The 9384-nt window shown below is 65.0% G+C and carries 11 protein-coding genes; 8 read left to right on the top strand and 3 right to left on the bottom strand.

Going from position 1 to position 9384, the window contains the following annotated elements; genetic code table 11:
* The first annotated feature begins 2 nt into the window (after positions 1 to 2).
* Both ACTJKF_RS24195 and ACTJKF_RS24190 read left to right on the top strand, forming a co-directional pair.
* The gene (locus ACTJKF_RS24195) at positions 3 to 698 is read left to right on the top strand and encodes an electron transfer flavoprotein subunit beta/FixA family protein (RefSeq protein WP_440626007.1); all 696 of its coding nucleotides are present in this window, start codon (positions 3 to 5) and stop codon (positions 696 to 698) included.
* A gap of 16 nt (positions 699 to 714) precedes the next feature.
* Entirely contained in the window at positions 715 to 1662 is a 948-nt protein-coding gene (locus tag ACTJKF_RS24190; protein WP_440626757.1) for an electron transfer flavoprotein subunit alpha/FixB family protein, read from the top strand.
* Between the two features lie 316 nt (positions 1663 to 1978).
* On the opposite strand, the gene ACTJKF_RS24185 is transcribed toward ACTJKF_RS24190, so the two are convergent.
* Positions 1979 to 3265, bottom strand: coding sequence for a D-amino acid dehydrogenase (locus tag ACTJKF_RS24185; RefSeq protein WP_440626756.1), 1287 nt, complete (start codon positions 3263 to 3265; stop codon positions 1979 to 1981).
* 145 nt (positions 3266 to 3410) lie between these two features.
* On the opposite strand from ACTJKF_RS24185, the gene ACTJKF_RS24180 reads away from it, so the two are divergent.
* On the top strand, positions 3411 to 3899 hold the full coding sequence (locus tag ACTJKF_RS24180; protein WP_006753168.1) for an Lrp/AsnC ligand binding domain-containing protein: 489 nt from the start codon (positions 3411 to 3413) through the stop codon (positions 3897 to 3899).
* Positions 3900 to 4013: 114 nt separating this feature from the next.
* Complete coding sequence (locus tag ACTJKF_RS24175; protein WP_440626754.1) at positions 4014 to 5192, top strand: PA0069 family radical SAM protein; 1179 nt, start codon at positions 4014 to 4016, stop codon at positions 5190 to 5192.
* A gap of 16 nt (positions 5193 to 5208) precedes the next feature.
* Here the strand turns inward: ACTJKF_RS24175 and ACTJKF_RS24170 are convergent, their stop codons facing one another.
* Both ACTJKF_RS24170 and ACTJKF_RS24165 read right to left on the bottom strand, forming a co-directional pair.
* On the bottom strand, positions 5209 to 5676 hold the full coding sequence (locus ACTJKF_RS24170; protein ID WP_440626752.1) for an NINE protein: 468 nt from the start codon (positions 5674 to 5676) through the stop codon (positions 5209 to 5211).
* Between the two features lie 109 nt (positions 5677 to 5785).
* On the bottom strand, positions 5786 to 6925 hold the full coding sequence (locus tag ACTJKF_RS24165; RefSeq protein WP_440626760.1) for a PQQ-dependent sugar dehydrogenase: 1140 nt from the start codon (positions 6923 to 6925) through the stop codon (positions 5786 to 5788).
* 153 nt (positions 6926 to 7078) lie between these two features.
* Here ACTJKF_RS24165 and rpsP point away from each other — a divergent pair, with 153 nt between their 5' ends.
* The 4 genes from rpsP (at position 7079) to rplS (ending at position 9374) form a co-directional block, all read left to right on the top strand.
* Complete coding sequence (gene rpsP, locus ACTJKF_RS24160) at positions 7079 to 7333, top strand: 30S ribosomal protein S16 (protein WP_006476550.1); 255 nt, start codon at positions 7079 to 7081, stop codon at positions 7331 to 7333.
* A 42-nt stretch (positions 7334 to 7375) separates the two neighbouring features.
* A complete protein-coding gene (gene rimM / locus ACTJKF_RS24155) occupies positions 7376 to 8053 on the top strand; it encodes a ribosome maturation factor RimM (RefSeq protein WP_440626749.1) in 678 nt (225 codons plus the stop codon).
* Entirely contained in the window at positions 8054 to 8848 is a 795-nt protein-coding gene (gene trmD / locus ACTJKF_RS24150; protein WP_440626748.1) for a tRNA (guanosine(37)-N1)-methyltransferase TrmD, read from the top strand.
* Between the two features lie 133 nt (positions 8849 to 8981).
* The gene (gene rplS / locus ACTJKF_RS24145; RefSeq protein ID WP_011883860.1) at positions 8982 to 9374 is read left to right on the top strand and encodes a 50S ribosomal protein L19; all 393 of its coding nucleotides are present in this window, start codon (positions 8982 to 8984) and stop codon (positions 9372 to 9374) included.
* Positions 9375 to 9384 lie beyond the last annotated feature (10 nt).

The following is a 9384-nucleotide window of genomic DNA, read 5'->3' as shown; positions in this document are numbered from 1 at the left end:
GCGTGAAGTCGGATCAAACGGGCGTCGACATCGCGAACGTGAAGATGTCGATGAACCCGTTCGACGAAATCGCTGTTGAAGAAGCGGTGCGCCTGAAGGAAGCGGGCGTGGCGACCGAAGTGATCGCCGTGTCGGTCGGCGTGGCGCAAGCGCAGGAAACGCTGCGCACGGCGCTGGCGATCGGCGCGGATCGCGCGATCCTCGTCGAATCGAACGACAGCGTCGAGCCGCTGGCCGTCGCGAAGATCCTGAAGGCGCTGGTCGACAAGGAGCAGCCGCAGCTGGTGATCCTCGGCAAGCAGGCGATCGACGACGATTCGAACCAGACCGGCCAGATGCTGGCCGCGCTGGCAGGGCTGCCGCAAGCGACGTTCGCATCGAAGGTCACGATCGCCGACGGCAAGGCAACGGTCGCACGCGAAGTCGACGGCGGCGCGGAAACGCTGTCGCTGACGCTGCCGGCGGTCGTCACCACCGACCTGCGCCTGAACGAGCCGCGCTACGTGACGCTGCCGAACATCATGAAGGCGAAGAAGAAGCCGCTGGAAACGGTGAAGCCGGAAGAGCTGGGCGTGGACGTCGCGCCGCGTCTGAAGACGCTGAAGGTGGTCGAGCCGCCGAAGCGCGCGGCCGGCGTGAAGGTGCCGGACGTGAAGACGCTGGTCGAGAAGCTGAAGACCGAAGCCAAGGTGCTGTAAGAGGGAGCGCAAAGAAATGACGATTCTGGTGATTGCAGAACACGGCAACGCGTCGATCAAGGCCGCGACGCTGAACACGGTGGCAGCGGCGGCCGAAGTTGGCAAATTCGTTGGCGGTGACATCCACGTGCTGGTCGCGGGTCACAACGCGCAAGCGGCAGCCGACGCAGCAGCGAAGATCGCAGGTGTTTCGAAGGTACTGCTGGCCGACGCGCCGCAACTGGCCGAAGGCCTGGCGGAAAACGTCGAGGCGACCGCGCTGAACATCGCGAAGGATTACTCGCACATCCTCGCGCCGGCCACCGCGTACGGCAAGAACATCGCGCCGCGGATCGCCGCGAAGCTGGACGTCGCGCAGATCTCGGACATCACGGCGGTCGTCAGCGCTGACACGTTCGAACGCCCGATCTACGCAGGCAATGCGATCGCGACGGTGCAGTCGAGCGACCCGATCAAGGTCATCACGGTGCGTGCAACGGGTTTCGATCCGGTTGCCGCGGAAGGCGGCAGCGCATCGGTCGACAAGATCGAAGCGGCGGCAGATGCCGGCAAGTCGCAGTTCGTGAGCCGTGAAGTGACGAAGCTGGACCGTCCCGAACTCACCAGCGCGAAGATCATCGTGTCGGGCGGCCGCGGTCTGGGCAGCAGCGAAAACTACACGAAGGTGCTGGAGCCGCTGGCGGACAAGCTGTCGGCAGCACTGGGCGCCTCGCGCGCCGCAGTCGACGCCGGCTACGTGCCGAACGACTACCAGGTTGGCCAGACCGGCAAGATCGTCGCACCGCAGCTGTACATCGCGGTCGGCATCTCGGGTGCGATCCAGCATCTGGCCGGCATGAAGGATTCGAAGGTGATCGTCGCGATCAACAAGGATCCGGAAGCGCCGATCTTCAGCGTGGCCGACTACGGCCTCGTCGGCGATCTGTTCGCGCTGGTGCCGGAGCTCGTGAACGAGCTCGGCTGACACAGCGTGCCGCTTCGGCGGCAAGCATGCAGGACGAGGGGCGCGATGAGCGCCCCTTTTTTGTGCGTCGGCAGAAGAGGGCGCGCGGTCCTTGATGCGAAGATCCGCGGTCGCGTCATGTTGCGCGCAACATGTCCTCGTGCAGGCCGGCATGTCCGACGCGGCGATCGTCAGCGGGAAGGGCGGCGCGGATGCGCGTGGCGACAGAAGCTCTGGTTCCAATCCGGCAATACATTCGCTGCAACGACAACGGCGCCCCGTGGGGCGCCGTTGTCGTTGATGCCGACCGGCCTGCGTCGTCGCAGGCCGTCCCGACTTAGGCGTATGCCGGACGCGTCTGGCCGGCAACGTCCTTCAGGTAGCGATGCACCGACAGGTCGTCGGCCTGGATCGCCGGCTTCTTGCCCGAGATCAAGTCGGCGAGCAGTTGGCCCGACCCGCACGACATCGTCCAGCCGAGCGTGCCGTGGCCGGTATTCAGGAACAGGTTCGATACCGGCGTGCGGCCGACGATCGGCGTGCCGTCCGGCGTCATCGGGCGCAGGCCCGTCCAGAACGTCGCCTTCGACGTGTCGCCACCACCCGGGAACAGGTCGTTCACGCACATTTCGAGCGTTTCGCGACGCGCCGCGCGCAGGTTCTTGTCGAAGCCGACGATCTCCGCCATACCGCCGACACGGATGCGATCGTCGAAGCGCGTGATCGCGATCTTGTAGGTTTCGTCGAGCACCGTCGACACCGGAGCTGCCGCCTGATTGACGATCGGCGCGGTGATCGAATAGCCCTTCAGCGGATAGACCGGGATCTTCATCAGGTTTGCGATGAAGTTCGTCGAGTACGAGCCGAGCGCGACGACATACGCATCCGCGCGCACTGTCTCGCTGCCGCACTGTACGCCGGCAATCTTGCCGCCGGCGATCGCGAGCGCGTCGATCGGCGTGTTGTAGCGGAACTTTACGCCGAGCGACTCCGCGAGCGCCGCGAGGCGCGTCGTGAACAGCTGGCAGTCGCCTGTTTCGTCGCCCGGCAGGCGCAGGCCGCCCGTCAGCTTGTGCGATACGGCGGCGAGTGCCGGTTCGGCATGCTGCAACTCGGTCGGCGACAGCAGTTCGAACGGCACGTTCGCTTCCTGCAGCACCGCGATGTCCTTCGCCGCGCCGTCGAGTTGCTGCTGCGTGCGAAACAGCTGCAGCGTACCGCCCGTGCGGCCTTCGTACTGGATGCCGGTGTCGGCGCGCAGCGCCTGCAGGCAATCGCGACTGTATTCGGCGAGGCGGACCATGCGGCCCTTGTTGACCGCATAGCGCTCGGCCGTGCAGTTGCGCAGCATCTGCCACATCCACTGGAGCTGGAAGCGCGTGCCGTCGAGGCGGATCGCGAGCGGCGCGTGCTTCTCGAACATCCACTTGACGGCCTTCAGCGGCACGCCTGGCGCGGCCCACGGCGCCGCATAGCCGGGCGAGATCTGGCCCGCGTTCGCGAAGCTCGTCTCGAGCGCCGGGCCGGCTTCCCGGTCGATCACCGTGACTTCATGACCGGCGCGCGCGAGGTAATACGCGCTTGCCACGCCCACCACACCGCTGCCCAGAATGACGACTCGCATAGCTGCTCCAGATGGAAGGGATCAGGTCGAGGCCGGGCGCACCTGCGTCTCCGTGTAACCTCTAGCTGATCTAGTTTTTTGAGCTATGGTATTGTCGAATGTGTAGGTTTTGTTATCGTATTTTTCTGGTTTTCAGCATAAACAAATGAGAACGCAACGCCAGCCAGTACGCTCGCTCGACAAGCTCGACCGGCGCATCCTCAAACTGCTCCAGGATGACGGCCGGATGGCGATGAAGGACCTCGCGGAACAGGTCGGGCTGACCGTGACGCCGTGCATCGAGCGCGTGCGGCGCATGGAGCGCGACGGCGTCATTACCGGCTATCACGCGCGCGTCGATCCGGGCCAGCTCGGCGCGGCGCTGCTGGTATTCGTCGAGATCACGCTCGGCCACAAGGGCGGCAACATGTTCGAGCAGTTCCGTCGCGAAGTGATGAAGATCGACGAGGTGCTCGAATGCCATCTCGTGTCCGGCGACTTCGACTACCTGATCAAGGCGCGGATCGGTGAAATGGCCGACTATCGCAAGCTGCTCGGCGACATCCTGCTGCAACTGCCCGGCGCGGTGCAATCGAAGAGCTATGTCGTGATGGAGGAAATCAAGGAGACGCTGACGATTTCGGTCGGCCAATGACGGTGGCGGCAGCCTGCCGCCGGGCTGCCTGCAGGGCTCCGTGTCGGCCCCTTATCTCGCCCTTGGCATGCTGCACCCAATACTGTATAAATATACAGTATTGGGTGCAGGCGAATGGGTGAGCGCATGGACGGTCTGTCCGACAACGAATTTCCGATAGCGCCGCCCGCGCCCCGCAAGGGGCGAGGTGCGGTCGACAACCTGCAGGGACGCTACGAAACGGCGCTGCGCGAAGCGGTCGACGACGGCTGGACGCACGAATCGGACGACACCGATCTGCCCGCTCCGCTGCGCACGCAGGTATTCGAGGAGCGTGCAAAGAGCATCCTCACGCATAACCAGTCGCCGGATATTCCGTTCAGCGTGTCGCTCAATCCGTATCGCGGCTGCGAGCACGGCTGCATCTACTGCTTTGCACGGCCGACGCACAGCTATCTCGGCCTGTCGCCGGGGCTCGATTTCGAGAGTCGCATCTATGCGAAGGTCAATGCGGCCGAACTGCTCGAGCGCGAGATATCGCGCAAGCGCTACGTGCCGGAGCCGATCGCGCTTGGCGTCAACACCGACGCATACCAGCCGGTCGAGCGCGATCTGCGCATCACGCGCAGCGTGATCCAGGTGATGCACGATCATGGGCTGCCGTTCGCCGCGATCACGAAATCATCGCTGATCGAGCGCGATCTCGACCTGCTTGCGCCGATGGCCGAGCGCGGCCAGGTGATGGCCGCGGTCACGATCACGACGCTCGACGCCGATCTCGCGCGCACGCTCGAGCCGCGCGCAGCGACGCCGGCGCGCCGGCTGCGGACGATCCGCGCACTGCGCGACGCGGGCGTGCCGGTGGGCGTGAGCATTGCGCCGATGATCCCGTTCGTCACCGAGCCCGACATGGAACGCGTGCTGGAAGCTTGCGCGGAAGCCGGTGCGACGCACGCGAGCTATATCATCCTGCGATTGCCGTGGGAGGTTGCGCCGCTGTTCAAGAACTGGCTTTCCGCACATTTCCCCGATCGCGCGGAGCGCGTGATGAACCGCGTGCGCGACATGCGCGGCGGGAAGGATTACGACTCGGATTTCTCGAAACGGATGAAGGGGGAGGGGATCTGGGCCGACCTGTTGCGTCAGCGTTTCCGTCAGGCCGTGAAGCGGCTCGGGCTGAACGAGCGCACGAACGGCATTCTGGATCTGTCGCAGTTTCGCGGTGGGCCGGCGGCCGCGGCGGCAACTCAGCGCAAGCCGGTGGGGGCAACCCGCGCGAAGTCGCGCGACGACATGCAGTTGAGTCTGTTCTGACTCGCGCGTCGGGGGCTTACTGCGAAATCTGCTTCGCCGCTTCGACTTGCGACTCGAAATACGTCTGGAACGACAGCGCGAGCGCGGTCATGAGCAGGAACGCGCCGATCAGCAGCGAGAAGATCACGATGAAGATCACCGTCCAGCCCGACCGGCTGTGCTTGCCGGTATCGGCATTGAATTGTGCGTCCCATTTCTCGTCGGGCCGCAAGCCGTAGACGAGTGCGGCCAGGAACGCGGCCAGCAGCGAGATCGCGCCGGGTACGGCGAGCCACCAGCCGAGGCTGGCACTGCGCTGGGTCGCGGCGAGCAGCATGAAACCCGGGATGCCGACGATCGTCGCGAGCAGGTGCACCCAGCCGTACACGTCACGAAAGCCGTACAGATAGAAGCGGTGTGCGCCGAGCGAACCAAACAGGAACGCGAGAGCGGCAGTGAGCGTCTTGGAGCGGAAGCGGCGGGACGGTGCGGTGCTGCTGGACATGGGCGGCGGTGGGTGATCGTTGGCATGGGCGACCGGCATGCCGGCGCGGGCGCTTGGCCCGGCACGCATTCTACGATGCCCGGTCGGGCCCGGTCACCCCTCGCCTGCGTCAAGGTGCCGCATAGCTGACGCGGTAGATCGCGCCGGCATAGTCGTCGCTGACGAGCAGCGAACCGTCCGGCAGCGGCAGTACATCGGCCGGGCGGCCCCACACGGTACCATCGGCGCGCAGCCAGCCCGTGATGAACGGTGCCTGGCGGGCGTGGCTGCCGTCGGCCGACACGACGACGCGCATCACGCGGTAGCCGACCTTCTTGCTGCGATTCCACGAACCGTGCTCGGCAATGAAGATGTTGTTGCGATACGACGCCGGAAACATCGGCCCTGTATAGAAGCGCATGCCGAGTGCCGCGACGTGTGCGCCGAGTTTCAGCACCGGCGGCACATAGCGGCGGCACACGTCGGGGCTCCCGAATTCGGGATCGGGCGTATCGCCGCCGTGGCAGTACGGAAAGCCGAAGTCGAGGCCTGCGCGCGGCGCGCGGTTCAGCTTGTCGTCGGGCACGTCGTCGCCCATCATGTCGCGTCCGTTGTCGGTGAACCAGAGTTCACCCGAATCGGGGTGCCACGCAAAGCCGACGGTATTGCGCACGCCGCGGGCAAACACCTCGCGCCCGCTGCCGTCCGCGTTCATGCGTGCGATGATCGCGTAGCGGCTGCGATCGGCGAGGCACACGTTGCAGGGCGCGCCGGTCGGCACGTAAAGCTTGCCGTCGGGGCCGAACGCGATGAATTTCCAGCCGTGGTGGTGATCGGTCGGCAACGTGTCCGTCACGACAACCGGCGCCGGCGGCTTCGCGAGGCGGTCGTCGATGTGGTCGACACGCAGAATGCGCGATACGGCGGAGATATAGAGCGCACCGTCGCGATAGGCGACGCCGACGGGCATGTCGAGCCCCGATGCGATCACGTACCGGGCGGTGATCCGGCCCTCATGCATCACGAACGCGTGGACGCGGCCTTCCCGTGAGCCGACATACAGGATTCCGCGTGGCGACCAGGCCATTTCGCGGGCGGTCGGCACGGCGTCGGTCAGTACGTCGACATGGAAGCCGGGTGGTACGACGAGTTCGCCCACCGGCGGTGCGGCGCAGGCCGCGGTGGAGGCGAGGCAGGTGACGAGGCCGGCCAGCAGGCCCGCGAGGCGGTGCTGTGCGCGGCGCGCCGAGGCGATGCGAAATAGCGGCATGGCGGCGGTGAGCGTCGTGAACACGACGATTGTATGCTCGGCGAACAGGGCGTCCGCGGAATTTTTGCGCGTAAGTGTTTGTTATGGCTTTGGTTTCCGGCTATAATCGCACGTTTCAGTAGTTTCGAACCCGGTTTTCCCGAAGGATTTCATATGGTTATCATCCGTCTGGCTCGCGGCGGCTCGAAGAAGCGCCCGTTCTACAACATCGTTGCTACCGATTCGCGTAACCGTCGTGACGGCCGCTTCATCGAGCGCGTCGGCTTCTACAACCCGGTTGCCACGAAGGGCGAATCGCTGCGTATCGCTCAAGACCGCCTGACGTACTGGCAAGGTGTTGGCGCGCAACTGTCGCCGACCGTCCAGCGTCTCGTGAAGGAAGCGCAAAAGGCGCAACCGGCTGCCTGACATGGCGCGGTGTGCCGGTCGTACCGGCTGCAAGGAGCATTGATGTCCGGTCACGATTCCGGTAACGCAAAGCGCGGGCGGGCGTCGTTTGGCGCATTCGTCCGCAAGCCGGTCGAGCGCGACGCTGTCGCGAGCGCCGGTACGGCTGCCGAGCAGGGCAGTCTCGAAGCGGTGCAAGCCTGGCCCGACGATGCTGTCGAGGTCGGGGCAGTGGTCGACGCCTATGGCCTGAAGGGCTGGGTCAAGGTGGCGACGCATGCCGATGCCGGTCGCGGCGGCGATGCGTTGCTCAACGCGCGCCGCTGGTGGCTGGAACGGGGTGGGGAGCGGTTATCCGCCCGCATCCTGCAGTCGAAGACGCACGGCGACACGGTCGTCGCGCAAACCGCGGGCGTCAGCGACCGCGATGCCGCACTCGCTTTGCGCGGCTTTCGCGTGTTCGTGCGCCGGGAAGATTTTCCGGCATTGGCCGCGGACGAATTCTATTGGGTCGACCTGATCGGTCTCGAAGTCGTCAACGAACAATCGGTGGCGCTCGGAACCGTGAGCGGGATGATCGACAACGGCGTGCATTCAATCCTGCGCGTCGAGTATCCGGCAGTCGGCAAGGATGGTCAGCCGACCACCGACGAACGGCTGATTCCGTTTGTTGGCGTCTACGTCAAAACGGTGGATCAGGCGGCACGTCGCATCGTCGTCGACTGGGAAGCCGATTACTAAATGAACCAGGTTACGGAGAGCGCGGTGCAGTTCGACGTCGTCACGCTCTTTCCCGAAATGTTCCGTGCGCTGACCGACTGGGGAATCACCAGCCGGGCCGTGAAGCAGGAGCGCTTCGGGCTGCGCACCTGGAATCCGCGTGATTTCACGACGGACAACTACCGCACGGTCGACGATCGTCCGTACGGCGGCGGTCCGGGCATGGTGATGCTGGCCAGGCCGCTCGAGGCTGCGATCGGCGCTGCGAAGGCAGCGCAGGCGGAGCAGGGCGTCGCGAGCACGCGGGTGGTGATGATGTCGCCGCAAGGTGCGCCGTTCACGCACGAACGTGCGGTGCGGATGGCGCAGGAGCCCGGCGTCATCGTGCTGTGCGGCCGCTACGAAGCGATCGATCAACGCCTGCTTGATCGTTGCGTCGACGAGGAAATCAGCCTCGGCGATTTCGTTCTGTCCGGCGGCGAGCTGCCGGCGATGGCGATGATGGATGCCGTCGTGCGCCTGCTGCCCGGCGTGCTGAACGATGCGCAATCGGCCGTGCAGGACAGTTTCGCCGACGGGCTGCTCGATTGTCCACATTACACGCGTCCCGAGGAATACGACGGGGTGCGCGTGCCGGACGTGCTGCTTGGCGGGCATCATGCCGAGATCGAGAAGTGGCGGCGCCAGGAAGCATTGAGGAATACGTTGCGGAAGCGGCCGGACCTGATCGTCCGGGCGCGCCGCGAGAAGTTGTTGAGCCGTGCCGACGAGGCGTGGCTTGCGAACCTCGCACGCGAAGCGAAGAACGCCTCTTGAGGCGGCAGCGCGGGCGGGAATTGGCGGTGTCGTGCATGCGTGCGCGGCGCCTGATGTGAATCCATCCTCTATCGGGGCCAAGCCTGGAAACGGGCGGGTGCAAACGCCGACAAGATGGCTTTAGGAGTCAGTGATGAATCTGATCGCAAAACTTGAGCAGGAAGAGATCGAGCGCGCGCTCGCCGGCAAGACGATTCCCGAATTCGCCCCGGGCGACACGGTGATCGTGAACGTGAACGTGGTTGAAGGTAACCGCAAGCGCGTTCAGGCTTACGAAGGCGTCGTGATCGCGATTCGCAACCGTGGCCTGAACTCGAACTTCATCGTCCGCAAGATTTCGTCGGGCGAAGGCGTCGAGCGTACGTTCCAGACCTACTCGCCGCTGCTGGCGAGCATCGTCGTGAAGCGTCGCGGTGATGTGCGTCGCGCGAAGCTGTACTACCTGCGCGAGCGTTCGGGCAAGTCGGCTCGAATCAAGGAAAAGCTGGTGTCGAAGGATCGCACCGCAGCAGCTTCCCAAGAGTAAGAGCTGTAAG

This window comes from Burkholderia sp. 22313, from assembly GCF_052045245.1.
Lineage (GTDB): Bacteria > Pseudomonadota > Gammaproteobacteria > Burkholderiales > Burkholderiaceae > Burkholderia.
This window is presented reverse-complemented; position numbering and strand designations above follow the sequence as displayed.